The following is a 21746-nucleotide window of genomic DNA, read 5'->3' as shown; positions in this document are numbered from 1 at the left end:
TAATAATTTATGAAAAAAATAATATATAGCATCTTTATCGTTTTAAGTTTTATCTCTTGTGATGATTACTTAGATATAGAACCCGTAGGGCAAGTAATTCCTAAATCTGTAGAAGAATATAGAAGTTTTTTAACTTCTGCATATTCAATAGCTAAAGAGCATAAGGTTTTAACAACCTACAGAACAGATGAGTTGTCTTTAAGTGAAGATGCATTGGGAGTAGAACATTACGAGGATCTTTTTATTTGGAATGATGTAAACCCAAGTCCATTAGCCAGTGTTTTTCCGTATGCAAGTTTATACAATACTATTTTTTATGCCAATCACGTAATAAATAATGAAGCAACTATTGAAGGAAATCAATTAGATAAAGAACAATTAGTAGGAGAAGCGTATGCTTTAAGAGCAATGCAGTATTTTGAGTTGATAAATTTATATGCAAAACCTTATCATAAAACAACTGCAAATACAGACGCTGGTGTGCCAATTACTTTAAAATATGATTCAGAAAAGGAATATCCCGTAAAAACAGTTGAAGAGGTATATGCTTTAATTTTAAGTGATTTAGCACAAGCAGAATCTTTAATAAAAATTGAAAAACAAGAGGTAGGTTATAACTATAGATTTTCAATGATAGCCGTAAAAGCTTTTAAATCTAGGGTTTATTTATACCAACAAGAATGGCAAAAAGCGATGGATATAGCAAATGAAGCTTTGGCAATGAATGCTAAAATTCAAAATTTAAATGTAGACAGTTCTATAATGCCATCAGAATACAACTCTGTAGAATCTATTTTGGCGTTAGAAACGGTTGCTTCTTTTGATATGGTGAACAATACAACTATTTCAAACACTTTAATTGATGCTTACAATCAATCGGAAGATTTACGTTTTTCACTCTACTTCAAGCAAAAGACAGACGGAAGTTTTCGTTCTAAAAAAAATGCAGAAAATAAGTTTAAAGTTTCTTACAGAACAGCCGAATTACATTTAACCATTGCAGAATGTTTAGCAGCGTTAAATGAAGACGTTTTGGCAAAAGAGAAGTTAATCTCATTTGCAGAAAATAGATACACAACCGATGGTTTTACTGCTTATAAAGCAAGTGTAAATACATTAAACAATAATGACTTAAAAACAGAAATCTTAGAAGAACGTAGAAGAGAGTTTGCTATAGAAGGTCATAGATGGAATGATTTAAGAAGAACAACGCAACCTAAATTAGTAAAAACTTTTAACGGCGTAACCTATACTTTAGATAAAAATGATGACAGATATGTTATTCCTTTTCCTAATGATGCAACTATTAATAACCCCAATCTATAAATAACAAACTGTTGTACCCTGTTGTTATCTTATGGGTTGCAAATTCAAAAAAAAGATAAAATAACCCAATTAAATATTTAAATTATGAAGAAATTTTTTTCTACCCTTAGTGTTTTTTTAGTCTTAGTTATTACCACTGTTTCATGTTCAAGTGAAGATGATGCACCTATGCTATCTTCTTTAGCAACTATAACAGATTTTACAGTAGCTATTGATGGTGTTAACGCCGAAGATATTACCTACGATTTAGGAACCGATATTATTGTAACTGTCCCTTTTGGAACAAATTTAACAGCAGTTGTTCCTACAATTGAAGTATCTGAAAAAGCGACTGTTTCTCCAGTTTCTAATGCAGAAATTACATTTGTAGATGGAGAATCTAAAACCTTTACGGTAACTGCACAAGATGAAGAAACAACTAAAGTATACACGATTACTATAAATACTCGTGGTGAAATTGGTAGTGGGTCTAAGTTAGAGACATATGCAGTAAATCAACTTTGGTTTGGTTTATCTACAACTACGTATTCTTATAACGATGCAAATTTTATTAATACAGTTTCTACAGAAGCAGATGAATGGGGAACTACAATTACTACAGTAGTTGATTTGGTTTATAACGATAAAAATCAAGTGATAGAGAAAAAACAAACAGCCACTAATGCTAGTACAACTTATACTTATGAATCTGGAAAAATTGTAAAAGCAGAAAAGAAAGAAGAAGATGTGTTAGTTTATACTTATATCTATACATATAATGCTTCTGGAAACTTAATTAAAGAAGAAAGAACAAATCATGAAGAAACAGATGCTGTTGTAGATGATATTAAAACCTTTGAGTATGATACTAATGGAAATGTAATAAAAACGAACACAGGAACAGCTCAAACAAATCCGTCTGAAGCTACTTACGATACTAAAAATAACCCTTTTAAAGGAATGTACCCTGCTGCCTTTGCTGCTATTAATGTTGGTATTGAATCAGTAAATGCAAATAACCCTATTTCTGGTACTTTGGCAGATGATACTGTTACTTATGTGTACAACACAGATAATTATCCTTTAAGTGCTTCTTACACTTCTTATGAAGGTGGTAACACAGTAGATAAAACATATACTTATTTGGCTAATTAATTTAATACCCCTTCTTAATTATTATTATTATTATTATTGAACAGACATCCTTAATTATAAGGGTGTTTGTTTTTATATAACATATTTAAAAATGAAGAAATCTATTATACTACTATTTTCTATTTTGATATTAGGTTGCAATTCTAATTCTACAAACGAAGTAATACATTCTGAAAATGAAGATATTCTATTAACAAAAGAAGAAGAAATAGTAAAAATATACAATAAATCTGTTTTACCTTTATTTAAAGAATATTCAGATGCAGAAATACCTACACAGTTTAAAATTGATAAAAACGATTTAGGTATCAATGCAGGTGCAGCTTTTGGTTATGTAGAAGTGAGTCAGGGTTTGGTAAATTTATCAAAAGAAGAAATTCAATTATTTGCTTTAGCGCATGAAGTTGCACATATCGTAACTATTTCACAAGCAAGGCTTTTTGATTTACAAGGAAGTATCCCTAAAGGTACTGTGACAAACGATTATAAAAAAGCCGAATATTTAGCAGATTTAATTGCTATTCATTTAATTAAAATTAAACTTAATAAAGAATTTATTTTACTAACCTCTAATTTCTCTTTTTTGCAAAACTTGCTAGGTTCTGCTACTTTTACACATCCTTCCGGAATTGATAGAATTAGTTACATTAATACTTATATAGAAAATAGTATAACTAAAAGCAATGATGATGCTTTTAAAATAAGTTTCCTAAGAATATGGCAAATGGAATAAAGCAAATTGGAATAGTCTAACTTTAAACTCTGGTAAACATCATCTTCAGAAATGATTAACAAAATAAGAACATGTATCTTTTCTTGAAGTTGGAAATAAATGAGTTCTATTTTTGGTTATAGTGATTGATTTCTGTAGAGGTTTTACTAGTTTATTTAAAAGAGATTAAAGAGAACTCAAATCCGCCAAAACTAATATTGAATTTTAGTTGGTTAAACTTCTGTTAAGTAGAATGAGCAGTTGTTAAAATTTTTATACCTTTGTAGTTAGTATGAAACAAACTTCACATAAAATAATATCAATTGTATTGGCCTTTGTAGTCTTATTTTCTACAATGTCATTTACATTTAGTATGCATTTTTGTGGAGACATTTTGGTAGAAACGGCAATGTTTCATAAAGCAGAAGGCTGCGGGATGGAAATGGAAAAACCTTCAAAAGAAGGATGTGCTATTACCAATGATAATTGCTGTAATGAAGAACAATTAGTCGTTGATGGTCAAGACGAATTACAACTTCAAGTAGCTAAAATTTCTTTTGAACAACAAATATTTATTGCAGCGTTTGTATATTCTTATAGCAATCTTTTTGAAGATTTAGATAGCGATTTACCTTCTTACGCAACTTACAAATCACCACTCGTCACAAGTCAAATCTTCAAGCTTGACGAGACGTATTTAATTTGATTTTTAAACAATAGTTTATTTTATCCTATGGCTTTAGTGTCATAAGGATATATCGCTGTATTCGGTGTTTTTTTTAACACTAATGTTTAACTGTTTAATAATCAAAACCAATGCTCAATAAAAGCATCAAATTTTTAATAGAAAATAAACTAGTAGCAGTTTTATTACTCCTTCTTTTTGTGGGATGGGGAACTGTAAACGCACCTTTTAATTGGGATACAGGCTTCTTACCTAGCGACCCTGTAGCAGTAGATGCCATTCCAGATATTGGTGAAAACCAACAAATTGTCTTTACAAAATGGGACGGTCGTTCGCCACAAGATATAGAAGACCAGATTACTTATCCATTAACAACTTCGTTACTAGGAATTCCTGGTGTTAAAACAATTAGAAGTTCCTCTATGTTTGGTTTTTCAAGCATTTATATCATTTTTGAAGAAGATATTGAGTTTTATTGGAGTCGTAGTCGAATTTTAGAAAAACTAAATTCTTTACCAAGTGGTTTACTTCCTGAAGATGTTAATCCTGCTTTAGGACCAGACGCTACAGGATTAGGACAAATATTTTGGTATACATTAGAAGGTCGTGATACAGACGGAAATGTAACTGGAGGTTGGGACTTACAAGAGTTACGCAGCATTCAAGATTACTACGTAAAATATGCGTTGTCTTCTGCAAGTGGTGTTTCTGAAGTTGCTTCTATTGGCGGGTATGTAAAAGAATATCAGGTAGATGTAAATCCAGAATTGATGCGACAATACAACATCAGTTTAAGTCAGGTTGTAAAAGCAGTTAAAGAGAGCAATAAAGACATTGGTGCACAAACATTAGAAATTAACCAAGCTGAATATCTAGTCCGTGGTTTAGGATATGTAAAGTCCGTTTCTGACATTGAAAATGCCGTAGTTACTTCCGAAGATTTTACAGCAATAAAAATAAAAGACATCGGACAAGTTTCTTTAGGACCTGCAACACGAAGAGGCATCCTAGACAAAGAGGGAGCAGAGGTTGTTGGTGGCGTTGTGGTAGCAAGATATGGAGCAAACCCAATGGAAGTTATCAATAATGTGAAAGAAAAAATTAGTGAATTAAGTGCAGGCTTACCATCAAAGGTTTTAGCAGATGGGCGAACTTCTCAAGTTACAATTGTACCTTTTTATGATAGATCAGAATTAATTCAAGAAACATTAGGAACGCTAAATGAAGCCTTAACCTTAGAGATTTTAATCACTATTTTAGTGATTATCATCATGATATTTAATCTTCGTGCTTCTATTTTAATATCAGGATTGTTACCAGTTGCTGTGTTAATGGTGTTTATTGCCATGAAATTTTTTAATGTTGATGCAAATATTGTTGCCCTTTCGGGAATAGCAATTGCTATTGGAACCATGGTAGATGTTGGCGTCATACTTTCAGAAAATATTATAAGACACTTAGATGAAAATGAAGATAGATTACCAATAAATACAGTTGTTTATAATGCAACCGCAGAAGTTTCTGGTGCTATTGTAACCGCAGTTATGACAACGATTATCAGTTTTATTCCGGTATTTACGATGATTGGTGCAGAGGGAAAATTATTTAGACCCTTGGCTTTTACAAAAACCTTTGCTTTAACAGCTTCTATTATTGTAGCTTTATTTTTAATACCACCATTTGCAGCGTTCTTATTCAGAAAGAAAACAATAAAAAAGAATTTTAATTATGCTATAAATGCAGTTTTGCTTGTATTGGGAATTGTTACCATTATTTATGGTTATTGGTTAGGAATCATTCTAATTGCATTTGGTATTTCTGGTGTCTTAAAACTTCAAGGGAAAATTACTGAAAAGCGTGCAAACTTACTTAATATTATAATTTCTTCGTTAGCGATTGTATTTCTTTTAGCAGAATATTGGCGACCATTAGGAGTCGATAAAAATATCTTTTGGAATCTTATTTTTGTAAGCATTATTTGTTTCGGATTGTTAGGCGTTTTTACTGTTTTTAGAAATTATTACACACGTATTTTAAGATGGTGTTTAGATCATAAGATTTTGTTTTTATCAATACCGACTGCTATTGTTATTGCGGGTGTTTTCATCATGAAAAATACAGGAAAAGAGTTTATGCCTTCTTTAAATGAAGGATCATTTTTATTAATGCCAACCTCGATGCCACATGCTGGTGTAGCCGAAAATAAACGGGTGTTACAGCAATTAGATATGGCGGTAGCAAGTATTCCTGAAATTAAAACAGTTGTTGGTAAAGCTGGTAGAACAGAGTCTGCTTTAGATCCTGCTCCTTTGTCTATGTACGAGAATATTATTCAGTATAAACCAGAATATATGTTGAATGAATACGGAGAGCGCCAACGTTATAAAGTAAATGATAATGGCCTGTTTGAATTGAAAGACGGAAGGTTAATTCACAATGAAAATTTAGTGATCAATTCGAATATTGTAGAGAACAAAACTGCAACTATTTCGACAGTTCTTAATGTGTCTAACCAACAGTTAATTGAAGATGAAGATGGCGAATTCTATAGAAATTGGCGACCAGAAATTAATTCTCCAGATGATATTTGGAATGAGATTGTAAGAGTTACCAAATTACCCGGTGTTACTTCTGCGCCTAAATTGCAACCTATAGAAACGCGATTGGTGATGTTGCAAACAGGAATGCGCGCACCTATGGGAATTAAAGTAAAAGGACAAGATTTAAAGCAAATTGAGGCTTTTGGAGTTCAGTTAGAAACTATTTTAAAAGGAGCAGAAGGGGTTAAGAAAGAAGCTGTTTTTGCAGATCGAATTGTAGGAAAACCGTATTTATTAATTGATATCAATAGAGAAAAAATTGCCCGTTATGGTATTTCAATAGAAGATGTACAAGAGGTTTTAAAAGTTGCAGTTGGTGGTATGATTTTAACTCAGACTGTTGAAGGAAGAGAGCGTTATGGTGTTCGCGTTCGTTATCCTAGAGAATTACGAGCAAACCCAACTGACTTAGAACAAATATACATTCCTGTTTCTAGCGGTAGTCCTGTTCCTTTAAGTGAATTGGCAACGATTCGTTATGAGAAAGGTCCGCAAGTAATTAAAAGTGAAGACACTTTTTTAGTGGGGTATGTTTTGTTTGATAAATTAGATGGCTTTGCAGAAGTAGGTGTTGTAGAAAATGCACAAGCTTTAATCCAACAAAAAATAGACTCAGGGGAATTGATAGTTCCCAAAGGAATCAATTATAAATTTACAGGAACCTATGAGAACCAATTACGTGCAGAAAAGACATTGTCTGTTGTGGTGCCTTTAGCATTGGCAATTATCTTTTTGATTTTGTATTTCCAATTCCGTTCAGTTACCACATCATTAATGGTATTTACAGGAATTGCTGTGGCATTTTCAGGTGGATTTATAATGATTTGGCTTTATGGACAAGATTGGTTTTTAAACTTTAATTTCTTTGGAGAAAATCTTCGGGCTTTATTCCAAATGCATCCTATTAATTTAAGTGTTGCTGTCTGGGTTGGTTTTATAGCACTTTTTGGTATTGCAACAGATGATGGTGTTGTAATGGCAACGTATTTAACGCAAACTTTTGATAAAAATACACCAGAAAACAGAAAGGAAATAAGAGCATCTATTGTGGAAGCAGGAGAAAAACGAATTCGTCCTTGTTTAATGACAACTGCCACAACAATTTTGGCATTATTACCTGTTTTAACATCTACAGGTCGAGGAAGTGATATCATGATTCCTATGGCAATACCAAGTTTTGGCGGCATGTTAATCGCATTAATAACTTTATTTATTGTGCCTGTATTGTATAGTTGGAAAAAAGAATATCAACTTAAAAAAGCATCTTAATGAAAACGATAAAATTAAATATTAAAGCAGTCTTAATTCTTTGTTGTTTGTTTTTTTACCTAGAAGGAAATGCGCAACAATTAGAAACACTTATTTCTGAAGCATTGACAAATAGTCCGGAAATTCAAAAAATTGAATTGCAATATCGTATTGCTTCAGAAAAAGTGAATGAAGTAAATACCATACCAAATACAGAATTTGGTGTTGGTTATTTTGTGAGTGAACCAGAAACAAGAACAGGAGCGCAACGGGCTCGGTTTTCGGTAAAACAAATGTTGCCTTGGTTTGGTACCATTACTGCAAGAGAAAATTACGCGGCTTCTATGGCAGAAGCGGATTATGTAGAAATTACGATTGCAAAACGAAAATTGATACTTTCGGTTTCACAATTTTACTATCAGCTCTATGAAATAAGAGCAAAACAACTTGTACTTGATGAGAATATCAAATTATTAAAAACCTATGAACGCCTTGCTCTTACTTCCGTAGAGGTTGGTAAAGCATCTGCGGTTGATGTATTAAGATTACAGATTAGACAGAATGAATTGCAGCAGGAAAAAGAAGTACTTAGGCAACAATCTAAAGGATTTGAAGCCGCTATAAATAGTTTGTTAAATCGTAATTATGATAAGAGTGTAACGGTTATTGATGATTTGGAGATACCTATTAAAGATATTCAGTTTTCGTTTGATGCACTTACCCTAAATCCAGAATTGTTAAAATACGATAAACTCTATGAATCTGTAACACAATCGGAAGCACTTAATTTACGTGAAGCTAAACCAACACTAGGTTTTGGATTAGATTATATTTCTGTTTCAGAAAGAACAGATATGAATGTTGTAGATAATGGTAAGGATATTATTATGCCTATGGTTTCAGTTACAATTCCCCTTTTTAACAATCGCTACAAGTCTATTTCGAAGCAAAATAAAATGCGTCAACAAGAAATTCAGTTGCAAAAAAATGTACGTTTGAATGTTTTAAAGTCAGAGTTGGCTAAAACGATATCACAAAGAAATCAAGCACGTATAAAATTTAAGACGCAGCATAAAAACCTAAAACAGGCAAAAAATGCAGAAGAGATTTTAATAAGAAGCTACGAAACAGGTAGTATTGATTTTAATGACGTTTTAGATATTCAAGAGTTGCAATTAAAGTTTCAAATGAATTTAATTGAGTCAGTGAAATCTTATTATCTGCAAGCGACAATTATTAATTATTTAACTCAATAAAATGAAGCAAACATTGTTAATAAAAAATATGGTTTGTGATCGATGCAAAACAACTATTGCAAAGCTTTTGAATGATGAAGGTATGGAAATCGAATCTTTAGAATTGGGGAAAGTAGTTATAAAAAATTACGAAGGTATAGATGAGGCAAAACTGGAAAAGATCTTAAATGAAAAAGGATTTGAACTTATAAAAGATACTTCTGGTATTCTGATTGAAAAAATTAAGATTAGTATGATTAAGCGAATAACTAAAAATGATACAGACAAAATTCTTTCAGAAGTAGCGCAGGAATTAGGAAAAACATATTCTTTGATAAGCAAGGTTTTTAGCAAATCTGAGGGAATTACACTTGAGAAATATTTAATCAATTTAAAAATTGAAAAAGTAAAAGAGCAAATACAATTGAATCAATTAAACTTTTCTGAAATAGCCTATAGTTTTAATTATAACAATAGCAGTCACTTAGCGAAGCAGTTTAAGTCTGTAACAGGAATGTCAATGTCAGAATATAGAAAATTACAAAATTGGGATAGAAAAGGTTTAGACCAAATTGTATAAAAATAAATTAGAATTAGAAAAATGTTTCTTATCAAAACATTATAAATTAGTTCTTTAATTCAAAATAGAAATAATGAAACATACATACCACATACACGGAATGACTTGCAACGGTTGTCGGAGTCACGTTGAAGAAACACTTTCAAAAGTAGCAGGAGTTTTAAAAGCTACCGTTAATTTAGAGAAAGCAGCGGCAACTATAGAGATGGAAGCAGATATTAAGATAGAAGCCTTTCAAGAAGCTTTAAAAAATGATGGTGGCCGATATAGTATTCATAAACCAGGAGAACATCATCATACTAAAGAAGTAAAAGAAGAACTTCCTAAAGGAAAAGGAACGGGTACATTTTATTGCCCGATGCATTGTGAAGGCGAAAAAACCTATGACAAAGCAGGTGATTGTCCTGTTTGCGGAATGGATTTAGTGGAAGAACAAAACTTATCTGTTACTAATTCAGAACAATGGACCTGTCCGATGCATTCAGAAATTATTAAAGATGAAGCTGGTGATTGTCCGATTTGCGGAATGGATTTAGTGCCATTACAACCAGACCTTTCGTCCGAAGAAAAAACGTATAAAAAATTAGTAAAAAAGTTTAAGATTGCAGTTGTATTTACATTACCAATTTTCTTGATTGCAATGAGTGAAATGCTTTCTAACAATCCGTTATATGATGTTATGGAACAAAAACTGTGGAATTGGATTCAATTTGGATTGTCCATTCCAGTTGTGTTCTTTGCTACGTGGATGTTTTTTGAACGCGCCTATAAAAGTATAAAAACATGGAATCTAAATATGTTTACACTTGTTGGTATTGGAGCTGGTGTTGCTTGGTTATTTAGTGTATTTGGCATGTTTTTCCCAGACATTTTTCCTAATCAATTTAAAACAGCATCTGGTGCAGTACATGTATATTTTGAAGCAACAACGGTTATACTAACATTAGTACTTTTAGGGCAGCTTTTAGAGTCTCGTGCACATAGCAAAACCAATTCAGCAGTAAAAGAGTTGTTGAAGTTAGCACCTAATAAAGCTATAAAAATTGTAGCTGGAGAGGAAGTGGAAGTATCTATCGACAAAATAGTCTTGCATGATATTTTAAGAGTTAAACCAGGTGATAAAATTCCTGTAGACGGTGTAATTACAGAAGGAGCTACTACTATTGATGAATCTATGATCACAGGAGAACCGATTCCTGTAAATAAAGCTAAAGACGATAAAGTAAATGGCGGTACAATTAATGGCAACCAATCTTTTTTAATGAAAGCAGAGAAGGTAGGTTCAGATACGTTACTTTCTCAAATTATTAAAATGGTGAACGATGCAAGTCGAAGTCGTGCTCCAATTCAAAAATTAGCAGATAAGGTTTCTGGTTATTTTGTGCCAATAGTTGTTTTAATAGCATTGATAACCTTTGCTATTTGGGTGTTTTGGGGACCAGAACCCGTATATGTGTATGCATTTGTAAATGCAATTGCGGTGTTAATAATTGCGTGTCCATGTGCTTTAGGGCTAGCAACACCAATGTCTGTAATGGTTGGTGTTGGTAAAGGTGCTCAAAATGGTGTGTTAATTAAAAATGCAGAAGCACTTGAAAAAATGGACGAGGTAGATACACTTATAATTGATAAAACAGGAACGATTACCGAAGGAAAACCGACGGTTGAAAAAATAGGTTCTTTTAATGATGATTTTAGTGAAAGCAAAGTATTGCAATATATTGTTTCATTAAATAGCAATAGTGAACATCCGTTAGCAGAAGCAACCGTTAAATATGGGAAAGAACAAAATGTAGCAGTATTAAAATCAGACGGATTTAGTGCAGTTACAGGAAAAGGTGTTGAAGCTGCTATTAATGATAAAAAAGTAGCCTTGGGAAATCCTAAAATGATGGAATATGCAAATGCAGAAATTACTTCGAAAATGCAAGAGGAAGCCAAAACTTATCAAAAACAAGGAAAAACAGTTTCTTATATATCGGTTGAAAAAATAGTTGTTGGTTATGTAGTTATTAGTGATAAAATAAAAGAAACCAGTGCAAAAGCTATTAAAGAACTTCAAGACAGAGGTATTGCAGTAATCATGCTTACAGGAGATAATCATGATACAGCAAAAGCGGTGGCTTTAGAATTAAATCTTGCCGATTTTAAAGCAAGTATGTTGCCAGAAGATAAAATGAAAGAAGTAGAAAGACTGCAAAAAGAGGGCAAAGTGGTTGCTATGGCTGGAGACGGAATTAATGATGCACCTGCACTAGCTAAAAGTGATGTTGGTATTGCAATGGGAACAGGAACAGATGTGGCTATTGAAAGTGCGATGATCACCTTGGTAAAAGGCGATTTACATGGCATTGTGAAAGCAAAAAACTTGAGTCATGCAGTCATGAAAAACATCAAGCAGAATCTATTTTTTGCACTTATTTATAACACCTTAGGTATTCCAGTAGCAGCAGGTTTGTTATTTCCTTTTTTCGGAATTTTATTATCTCCAATGATTGCTGCATTGGCAATGAGTTTCAGTTCTGTTTCTGTTATTGTAAATGCATTGAGGTTAAGAAATATTAAAATATAGTAAAATGAAAAAATATATAATTTATATCGGAATATTATTAGCTGGTCTACTTTTAGGTTGGCTACTTTTTGGAGGCGCATCAACAACTGAAACAACGCACAATCATATAGAAACAGCTGAAAAAAGCCAAATGTGGACCTGCTCTATGCACCCACAGATTATGCAGCCAGAAGCTGGCGATTGTCCTATTTGCGGAATGGATTTAATTCCTGCAGAAATTAGTGCAGAAGGCTTAATGGCAGATCAATTTAAGTTAACTAAAAATGCAATGGCATTGGCTAACATTTTAACATCTACTGTTGGAGAAGCTCAAATGGCAAATAATGCCACTAAACTATCTGGTAAAATTGTAGAAAATGAAGAAGCAAATACTGTTCAGGTAAGTTATTTTTCGGGAAGAATAGAAAGATTGAATATTAGTTTTACAGGTGAAAAAATAAGAAAAGGTCAATTATTGGCAAGTATTTATTCACCAGAATTATATGCTGCACAACAAGAGTTAATTACTGCCAGATCTTTAAAAGAAACGCAATCAGAATTATACAATGCGGTACGTAATAAATTAAAAATATGGAAACTCTCTGAAAAGCAAATTAATCAGATAGAAACTTCAGGTAAGGTGAAGGAAAATATTCCTGTGTATGCAACCGTTTCTGGTACCGTTTCAGAAAAATTAGTTGCAGAAGGAGATTATATTAAACAAGGGCAACCTTTACTTAAAATAACAAATCTTTCAACTGTTTGGGCTAATTTTGATGTGTATGAAAATCAAATCAATCAATTCAAAAAAGGGCAAGCTATTTTAATAACCACAAATTCTAACAAAGAATTGAAGGCTATTGTAGATTTTATTGATCCTGTCTTAGACACTAAAACGAGAACGGTACAGTTAAGAGCAGTCTTAAATAATAAAGATAATTTTTTTAAACCAGGAATGTTTGTTGAAGGAAAAATAAAAGGCATTACTTCAAGTAAGGAAGCGGTAGTAACAATCCCTTCAACGGCTGTTTTATGGACAGGAAAACGTTCTGTTGTCTATTTGAAAGCAAATAAAAATGAACCTATTTTTGAGATGCGTAAAATTATACTAGGAAATAGGGTTGGTGCTAATTATCAGGTTTTAGAAGGACTAAATAATGGAGATGAAATAGTAACAAACGGTACCTTTACGGTAGATGCTGCAGCGCAATTACAAGGTAAAAAATCGATGATGAATGCATCTGGAGGTAAAACAAAAACAGGTCACGAAGAGCATCTTGGTATTGAAAACATAAATTCAACAAAAAATAAAATTCATTCGAATATAAATGAAAGAGTGAAAGCATCTAAAGATTTTCAAAGTCAATTAAAATTAGTTTTTAATGAGTATCTTAAATTGAAAGATGCTTTGGTAAAAGAGGATTCAAAAAACGTAAAGATAACAGTAGAAAAGGTCTTAGATAATTTGTCTAAAGTAGATATGAAGTTATTTAAAGACAAAGAAGTTCATAACCATTGGATGTCTTTAGAAAAAGAATTAAAAGTAGCGGCGAATTCAATTTTAAATACCTCTAAAATTACAGAACAAAGAAGAGATTTTAAAAATCTTTCTGCATATCTAGCCAACGCGATTGAAGTATTTGGAATCAATGAAAAGGTGTATCATCAATTTTGTCCAATGGCAGATAATAATAAAGGTGCATATTGGTTAAGTAGAGAAGAAAAAGTAATCAATCCGTATTTTGGGGAAGCAATGCTAACCTGCGGAGAAGTAAAGCAAGTAATAGAATAATAACAATTAAACTTTAAAAGAATGAAAAAAGTAATTTTAAGTGTTGCTGTAATAGCAGCTATGGTGTTTACAAGTTGTAAAAACGATGCGAAAAAAGAAACAAAAAAAGAAACAATAGAAGTTTCTAAAGCAATGGCAACAACAGATGTTTCTTTTGGAGTAAGAGGAAATTGTGGTATGTGTAAAAGCACGATTGAAAAAGCAGTAAACAACTTAGAAGGTGTAACAAGTGCAACTTGGGACGTAGATAAAAAGAAAATTGATGTTTCTTTTGATGATACCAAAACGGCTGAAATGAATATACATAAAGCAATAGCAGCGTCTGGTTATGATACAGATAAAGTATCTGGAAACGAAGAAGCTTACAAAGGGTTACCAGGTTGTTGTAAATACGACCATGAAATGGCAATGAATTTATCTGATGAAATGGAATAGGGATTTGCTCTTAAACCTTATTTTAGTATATTATAAGAGTCCTTTTTTAAGGGCTCTTTTAAATTTTATAGAAATCAAAAAAAAAGTTATTTATACTTTTAAACTCTTCATTTTCGAAAATATTATCATAATTAACTAAGAGGTTTTTATAATAATTGAACGCTTATTATTCTTTTAATTTTCTATAATTAGACGGACTCATATTTTTTACTACTTTAAATTGTCTATTAAAATTAGATATGTTTTTAAAGCCAGATTTAAAAGCAATTTCAGCAAGTGTTAAATCCGTTTTAGAAGAAATTAATTTGCAAGAATGCTCTATTTTTAATTCGTTTAAAAATCTAAAATAACTCTTGTTTGTTCTTTTTTTAAAGTATTTACAAAAAGCATTTTTAGTTAAAGCAGCAACTTCAGAAATGTCATCTAAAGTAATGCCTTTTGTATAATTCTTCATGGTATATTCAAAAACATCTCGCATTCTCTTTCCTTCTATTGCCGTATATTTTTTCTCATAAATAAAAGAAGATAAACTCTCGAAATTAGATTTAGAAATGTGTTTTATCAGTTTTAAAAGAATGATAAACCGATCTAATTTAGAGCTGTTTTTCAGTTTTAAAAACTGTTTTTTTATTTTCTTATGATTAGAAGTTGTTCTAAAACCATGTTTAGCTTGCGTAAAAAAATCATTAAAAATGTTAAGTTCTTTCAGATTAAAAAAATCATTACCAAAAGAATCTTTTGTGAAAAATAATGTAATCATATGAGATTTTTCATCTATTTTAGAATCGCTTCTAAAAACATGAGGCACATTGCTACCAATAATTAGTGCGTCATTTTCTTTAAAATCGTTAATTGTGTCACCAACAATTAAAGTGCCTGTCCCTTTTTTTATAAAACAGATTTGTATCTCTTCATGCTGATGCAACTTGTCATAAAAAGAAAATACAAGGTCTTCTTGAAAAATAAGCGCATCATCTTTTTGCTTCGGTATTTGAAAAGGTAAAACTTTCATTTCATAAAAATAGGTAAAAAATATCCTTAATAAATAATTATAATGTAAATACGGATAATAAAGTATTAGTATTGGATAAAACAAGATTAATAAAAATGTTCCCTTTCGTCTTAATTTTGAAAAAAAATAAATAATTACGATTATGAGTATAGAATGGAAGGGTGTAATGCCAGCAGTAACTACACAATTTACAGCAAATGATGAACTAGATTTAGACATGTTTAAAGTAAATCTTAAAGCACAATTAGATGCTGGTGTTCATGGAATTGTTTTAGGTGGAACTTTAGGGGAAGCAAGTACATTATCTGAAGAAGAAGGGCGTAAATTAACAAGAGAAACAGTTGCTTTTGTAGATGGCAAAGTACCTGTTTTAATGAATATTGCAGAACAAACCACACAAGCAGCTATAAATTTAGCAAAAACAGCAGCAGAAGATGGTGCAAAAGGCTTAATGATTTTGCCTCCAATGCGCTATCAAGCAAGTGATGCAGAAGTTGTAACCTATTTTAAAGCGGTTGCACAAAGTACATCTTTACCAATTATGATTTACAACAACCCAATTGACTATAAATTGGTAGTAACTTTAGATATGTTTGCAGAACTATTAGAAGCATGTCCTAATATTCAAGCAGTAAAAGAATCAACTAGAGACACCACAAATATTACAAGAATTAAAAACAGGTTTGGCAATAGATTAGCAATCATGACAGGTGTAGACACCTTAGCTTTAGAAAGTTTAGTCTTAGGTGCAGATGGTTGGGTGGCAGGTTTGGTAGATGCTTTTCCGGCAGAAACAGTTGCAATTTATACCTTGGTAAAAGCAGACAGAATTAAAGAAGCTATAGCAATTTACAGATGGTTCATGCCTTTATTAGAATTAGATATCAACCCTAGGTTAGTTCAGTACATTAAACTTGCATCTGTACATACCAAAATTGGAAGTGAGTTTGTAAGAGCGCCAAGATTGGTTTTAGAAGGCGAAGAAAGAGTAAGAGTTATTAAAGTAATTACAGATGCTTTGGCGGTAAGACCAACACTACCAGATTATAAAAGCATATAAATAATTTGGGTGTTCCCGCTTAAAAAAGCGGTCGCGCTTTCAGTAGTCGCTTTGTGCAAAAAAGCACAAGAGCTTCAATAAATGCGGCAATCCCTAACACAAAAGCGGTTTGATGCACTATAAAAAGAAAATCTAACTTATAAACAACAATCTTGCTTTTGTGTAAGATATAGAGAATACAGCTATGGTAACAGGAAAAAATTATATTGGAAATCAACTATCGGCAAAAGGGAATAAAACATTTCAAACATTTAATCCAGAATTAAATAAAGAAAATAGCCCTATTTTTACAGAAGCAACTTCAGAAGAAATAGAGGAAGCAGTGCACTTAGCATCCGAAGCCTTTAAGGAGTTTAGTCAGGTTTCTGGAGATAAAAAAGCAGTCTTCTTAAATGCAATTGCAGATGAGATTTTAGCTTTAGATGATTTGTTGGTTCAGACTTATTGCTCAGAAACAGGTTTGCCAGAAGGACGTGCAAAAGGAGAAAGAGGAAGAACAATTGGGCAATTAAGAAGTTTTGCTAATTTAGTAGCAGAAGGTTCTTGGGTAGATGCAACAATAGATACCGCAGACGCTAATAGAGAACCACAACCAAAACCAGATCTTAGAAAATTCAATTTTCCATTAGGACCAATAGTTGTTTTTGGCGCAAGTAATTTTCCGCTGGCATATTCTACAGCTGGAGGAGATACAGCTGCTGCTTTTGCAGCAGGTTGTCCTGTAATAGTGAAATCGCATCCAATGCACGCAGGTACAGGGGAATTAGTTGCATCGGCAATTCAGAAAGCAGCTATAAAAACAAATATGCCAAATGGTGTTTTTTCAAACTTAAATTCCAGTGGAATCGAAGTCGGACAAAAATTGGTTTCAAATGCGGGTGTAAAAGCAGTTGGTTTTACAGGAAGTATAAAAGGCGGAAGAGCGTTGTATGATTTGGCAGCAAAAAGAGAAGAACCTATTCCTGTTTTTGCAGAAATGGGAAGTATTAATCCTGTAGTTTTATTACCAAAAGCATTAGAAAACCGAGCACAAGATATAGCAAAAACCTATGCAGGTTCTATCACTTTAGCAACAGGACAGTTTTGTACAAATCCAGGTTTAATTTTAGGTGTAAAATCAGAGGGTTTAACGTCTTTTATAGATACATTGTCAAATGAGATTGTTAAAATAAATCCTTCTGTAATGTTGCACCCAAATATAAAAGAAGGCTATTTAAAAAATAAAGAAAAAGTAGTTTCTCAAGATGGCGTTTCTGTTACAGCAAACTATTCAGAAGTTGTTCAAGATAATTACGCACAACAAGCAGTTGTAACTGTTAAAGGAGAAGATTTCTTACAAAATACAACATTACATTTAGAGGTTTTCGGACCATTTTCTATGGTAATTCAATGTGAAGATGAAAAACAATTAGAACACATTATTTCTAATTTAGAAGGACAACTGACAGGGACAATTATAGCAGATAATAACGAGCTTGAAACATACAGAAACATTGTACATGCATTACAAGATAGAGTAGGACGAATTATCTTTAACGGAGTGCCTACAGGAGTAGAAGTTTGTGAATCTATGGTTCATGGTGGTCCATATCCTGCTTCAACAGATAGCCGATTTACCGCCGTTGGTGTTGGTTCTATAAAACGTTGGGTAAGACCATTTAGCTATCAAGATTGGCCAAATAACTTATTACCAGATGCCCTTAAAAACGAAAATCCTTTAGGAATTTTAAGAAGTGTAAATGGAATAAAATCAACAGGAAAAATAGATTAATATTTTAGTTGTACTAATTCAATCAATCATAAATTAAATGAGTAAAAAAACTTTTTTCTGTGTTGATGCGCACACCTGTGGAAATCCTGTAAGAGTTGTTGCTGGTGGCGGCCCAAATCTTATTGGCACCAATATGAGTGAAAAACGTCAGCATTTTTTAAAAGAATTTGATTGGATTCGAAAAGGTTTAATGTTTGAACCTCGTGGACATGATATGATGAGTGGTTCAATTTTGTTTCCGCCACACGACCCAGAAAACGATTTTGCTATTTTATTTATAGAAACTTCTGGCTGTTTGCCAATGTGCGGACACGGTACAATTGGTACCATAACGATTGCGATAGAAGAGGGTTTAATTTCGCCAAAAAAAGCGGGTGAAATTAAAATGGAAACGCCTGCTGGTTTAGTTCATATAACCTATAAACAAACTGCCCAAAAAGTAGATTGGGTGAAAATAGTGAATGTAAAAAGTTATTTAGCAGCAGAGAATTTAACTATAGATTGCCCTGAATTAGGAGAACTTACATTCGATGTTTCTTACGGAGGAAATTTTTATGCGATTGTAGATCCTCAAGAAAATTTTTCTGGAATCCAAGATTTTACTGCAGGTAAAATTATACAATATTCGCAAGCGATACGAGAAAAAATCAATCTTAAATATCCAGATTTATTTATTCATCCAGAGAATGAAACTATTAGAGATGTAACGCATGTATTATGGACAGGCAGTCCGCTTGATAAAAATTCTGATGGAAGAAATGCTGTTTTTTATGGAAATAAAGCAATTGATAGAAGTCCTTGTGGTACAGGAACTTCCGCAAGATTAGCGCAGCTATATGCTAAAGGAAAATTAAAAGTAGGACAAGATTATGTGCATGAAAGTTTTATTGGATCTAAGTTTACTGGTAAAGTAGAAGGGGAAACTACCCTAGATGGCAAACTTGCAATTGTACCAAGCATTAAAGGTTGGGCAAAAGTGTATGGTTACAATACAATTGTTATCGATGATGAAGATCCTTACGCACATGGCTTTCAAGTTATTTAATTCATCTATATAAAACGATTAAACCTAGAAACTTATTTTTTTGTATAAAATTTAGAACAACAATTCAATGTCAAAAGAAGTAGTAATTATTGGTGGTGGAATTATAGGTTTATGCACAGCGTATTACCTTCAAAAAGAAGGTTGTAAAGTAACCGTTATAGATCAATCTAATATGAGTTCTGGTGCTTCGTATGTAAATGCAGGTTATATTACGCCTAGTCATTTTATTTCTTTAGCAGCTCCAGGTATTATTACAAAAGGCATCAAATGGATGTTTGATGCAACAAGTCCGTTTTATGTAAAACCAAGATTTGATTTAGAGTTTTTGAAATGGAGTTTGGCTTTTAAGAAATCTGCTACAAAAGCAAAAGTAGCAAAAGCAATTCCCGCTATTTTAAATATTAATTTATTGGGAAGAGATTTGTATGAAGATTTAAAAAAGTCGAATGATTTTAACTTCCATTTTGAAAGAAAAGGATTGTTAATGTGCTATAAATCGGATAAAGTAGGTGAGGAAGAATGGGAAATTGGTAAAGTAGGAATTCAACAAGGCTTAAAAGTTGAAAATTTAACAGCCGAAGAGGTTGCAAAAATAGAAAGCAAAGCAAGTTTAAATGTAAAAGGAGCTATCTATTATCATTCAGATGCACACATGACGCCTACTATTTTTATGAAAGAAATGATTGGTTATTTAGAGCAAAATGGTGTTGCTTTTTATAAAAACGAAACTGTAAAAGACTTCAATTTATCTTCAGGGAAAATTACAGAAATTATTTCTGATAAAAGAATAATAAAAGCAGATGAGGTTGTCTTAACAGCTGGAAGTTGGAGTCCTTTAATCGTAAAGAAACTGGGAATTAAAATACCTATTCAGGCAGGAAAGGGCTACAGTATTAATGTAGAAAGAGAAACAAAGATTACAATTCCGGCAATTTTATGCGAAGCAAAAGTTGCGGTAACCCCTATGAGTGGTTTTACACGTTTTGCAGGAACTATGGAAATTGCAGGTATTAATCATGATATTAATCCTAAAAGAGTAGAAACTATTGCCAATGCGGCAAAAGAATATTACAATAACTTAGAAATTACTTCCAAAGAAAAAAAAGCTGCAGTTTGTGGCTTAAGACCTTGTTCACCAGACGGATTGCCGTATATTGGTAAATCTTCTAAATGTGAAAACTTAACAATTGCCACAGGTCATGCAATGATGGGGTGGAGTTTAGGATCAGCAACAGGGAAAATAGTTTCAGAAATAATTGCAAAGAAGAAAATATCTTTAGATATTTCTCCTTTTAACCCAGACAGAAAATTTTAAAAATATGAATACATTTGGAATTGGTGGCGCTAGCGCAGAAAACGAATTGAAGGCATTGAAACCTTTAGAAACGAATATAAAACCAATACAGAAAGAAGAATACAAACAGCGAATTCATAAAGTTTGCGAGTTAATGAAAGCAAATAATGTAAAAGCATTGTATGTAAATGCAGGTACAAATTTGTTATATTTTACAGGAACACATTGGCATGCAAGTGAGCGTCTTGTGGGTGCAATTATTTTACCAAATGAAGAGGTTCATTATATTGTGCCAAACTTTGAGATAGGAACCATTCAAGATTTCTTAGAAATAGAAGGCACAATTCATGGTTGGGAAGAACATGAAAGTCCGTATGCATTGTTTTTTGAGGTTTTAAAAAATAACAATATAACACAAGGAGAAGTTCAGTTAGATGAAAGTGCACCATTTTCTATTATAAACGGACTGAATAAAGAAGTTCACTCTTTTTCAATTGAAATTGCAACGCCTATTATTTCTGAATGTAGAATGGTGAAATCAAAAGCAGAAATTGCCATTATTCAGCATGTAATGAATATGACAATGGTCGTTCAAAAAGCAACGGCAAGAATTTTAAGAGTTGGTATTTCTACAAAAGAAGTAGAAAACTTTATTCATGAAGCGCATAAAAAAATGGGCGCTCCTGCTGGATCTTATTTTTGTATCGTTTTGTTTGGCGTAGATTCTTCTTTTCCACACGGAGTAAAAAGTCCGAAGAACCTAGCATTGAACGAGATTGTTTTGGTAGATACGGGGTGTCAATTGTATGACTATATTTCAGACATTACAAGAACTTACATCTTTGGGGAAGCTAATGAATTGCAACGAAAAATATGGAATATTGAAAAAGAAACCCAATTAGCGGCTTTTAATGCTTCGATTTTAAATAATGAATGTAGTACTATAGATGACGCTTCTAGAGTAGTTTTAGAAGCTCATAATTTAGGGCCAGATTATAAATTACCTGGTTTACCACATAGAACAGGGCACGGAATCGGACTAGAGATTCATGAATATCCTTACATTATTAGAGGCAACAAAACAAAGCTAGCAGTAGGAATGACTTTTAGTAATGAGCCAATGATTTGTGTGCCAAATGAGTTTGGTATCCGTTTAGAAGATCATATTTATATGACAACAGAAGGCGCAAAATGGTTTACAGAAATTGCACATTCTATAGAAAATCCTTTTAATATTTAATATTTTTTTTCATATAGTGTAATATT

At 32.4% G+C, this 21746-nt stretch carries 16 protein-coding genes; 15 read left to right on the top strand and 1 reads right to left on the bottom strand.

All coding sequences use genetic code 11. The features are described from left to right. Positions 1–9: 9 nt before the first annotated feature. The 10 genes from CW731_RS06480 to CW731_RS06435 all read left to right on the top strand — a co-directional run bounded on the left by CW731_RS06480 (position 10) and on the right by CW731_RS06435 (position 14298). Positions 10–1326, top strand: a complete 1317-nt coding sequence (locus CW731_RS06480) for a RagB/SusD family nutrient uptake outer membrane protein (RefSeq protein WP_100945953.1) — start codon at positions 10–12, stop codon at positions 1324–1326. Between the two features lie 84 nt (positions 1327–1410). Next, positions 1411–2460: a hypothetical protein gene (locus tag CW731_RS06475; protein WP_100945952.1), complete on the top strand. Its 1050-nt coding sequence runs from the start codon at positions 1411–1413 to the stop codon at positions 2458–2460. A 91-nt stretch (positions 2461–2551) separates the two neighbouring features. Further along, positions 2552–3193 carry a hypothetical protein gene (locus tag CW731_RS06470; protein WP_100945951.1) on the top strand — a complete coding sequence of 214 codons (642 nt, stop codon included), beginning with the start codon at positions 2552–2554 and terminating at the stop codon, positions 3191–3193. 271 nt (positions 3194–3464) lie between these two features. Then, the gene (locus CW731_RS06465) at positions 3465–3878 is read left to right on the top strand and encodes a hypothetical protein (protein ID WP_100945950.1); all 414 of its coding nucleotides are present in this window, start codon (positions 3465–3467) and stop codon (positions 3876–3878) included. Positions 3879–3988: 110 nt separating this feature from the next. Further along, on the top strand, positions 3989–7726 hold the full coding sequence (locus CW731_RS06460; protein WP_100945949.1) for an efflux RND transporter permease subunit: 3738 nt from the start codon (positions 3989–3991) through the stop codon (positions 7724–7726). Continuing rightward, a complete protein-coding gene (locus CW731_RS06455) occupies positions 7726–8961 on the top strand; it encodes a TolC family protein (RefSeq protein ID WP_100945948.1) in 1236 nt (411 codons plus the stop codon). The genes CW731_RS06460 and CW731_RS06455 overlap by 1 nt, the downstream gene beginning before the upstream one ends. 1 nt (position 8962) lies before the next feature. Then, entirely contained in the window at positions 8963–9520 is a 558-nt protein-coding gene (locus CW731_RS06450) for an AraC family transcriptional regulator (protein WP_100945947.1), read from the top strand. A gap of 73 nt (positions 9521–9593) precedes the next feature. Then, entirely contained in the window at positions 9594–12092 is a 2499-nt protein-coding gene (locus CW731_RS06445) for a heavy metal translocating P-type ATPase (RefSeq protein WP_100945946.1), read from the top strand. A gap of 4 nt (positions 12093–12096) precedes the next feature. Then, a complete protein-coding gene (locus tag CW731_RS06440; protein WP_100945945.1) occupies positions 12097–13863 on the top strand; it encodes an efflux RND transporter periplasmic adaptor subunit in 1767 nt (588 codons plus the stop codon). A gap of 21 nt (positions 13864–13884) precedes the next feature. Next, a complete protein-coding gene (locus CW731_RS06435; RefSeq protein ID WP_100945944.1) occupies positions 13885–14298 on the top strand; it encodes a heavy-metal-associated domain-containing protein in 414 nt (137 codons plus the stop codon). 166 nt (positions 14299–14464) lie between these two features. On the opposite strand, the gene CW731_RS06430 is transcribed toward CW731_RS06435, so the two are convergent. Beyond that, positions 14465–15310: an AraC family transcriptional regulator gene (locus tag CW731_RS06430; RefSeq protein ID WP_100945943.1), complete on the bottom strand. Its 846-nt coding sequence runs from the start codon at positions 15308–15310 to the stop codon at positions 14465–14467. Between the two features lie 142 nt (positions 15311–15452). On the opposite strand from CW731_RS06430, the gene CW731_RS06425 reads away from it, so the two are divergent. The 5 genes from CW731_RS06425 (at position 15453) to CW731_RS06405 (ending at position 21720) form a co-directional block, all read left to right on the top strand. Next, a complete protein-coding gene (locus tag CW731_RS06425; protein WP_100945942.1) occupies positions 15453–16370 on the top strand; it encodes a dihydrodipicolinate synthase family protein in 918 nt (305 codons plus the stop codon). Between the two features lie 184 nt (positions 16371–16554). After that, positions 16555–18141 carry an aldehyde dehydrogenase (NADP(+)) gene (locus CW731_RS06420; RefSeq protein ID WP_100945941.1) on the top strand — a complete coding sequence of 529 codons (1587 nt, stop codon included), beginning with the start codon at positions 16555–16557 and terminating at the stop codon, positions 18139–18141. Between the two features lie 37 nt (positions 18142–18178). Further along, positions 18179–19186, top strand: a complete 1008-nt coding sequence (locus CW731_RS06415) for a 4-hydroxyproline epimerase (protein WP_100945940.1) — start codon at positions 18179–18181, stop codon at positions 19184–19186. A gap of 67 nt (positions 19187–19253) precedes the next feature. Further along, positions 19254–20501, top strand: a complete 1248-nt coding sequence (locus CW731_RS06410; RefSeq protein ID WP_100945939.1) for an FAD-binding oxidoreductase — start codon at positions 19254–19256, stop codon at positions 20499–20501. 4 nt (positions 20502–20505) lie between these two features. Then, positions 20506–21720 carry a Xaa-Pro peptidase family protein gene (locus CW731_RS06405; RefSeq protein WP_100945938.1) on the top strand — a complete coding sequence of 405 codons (1215 nt, stop codon included), beginning with the start codon at positions 20506–20508 and terminating at the stop codon, positions 21718–21720. Positions 21721–21746: the final 26 nt, after the last annotated feature.

This window comes from Polaribacter sp. ALD11, assembly GCF_002831685.1.
Classification (GTDB): Bacteria; Bacteroidota; Bacteroidia; order Flavobacteriales; family Flavobacteriaceae; genus Polaribacter.
Note: the sequence above shows the minus strand (reverse complement) of the source record. Positions and strands in the feature narration are given on the sequence as shown.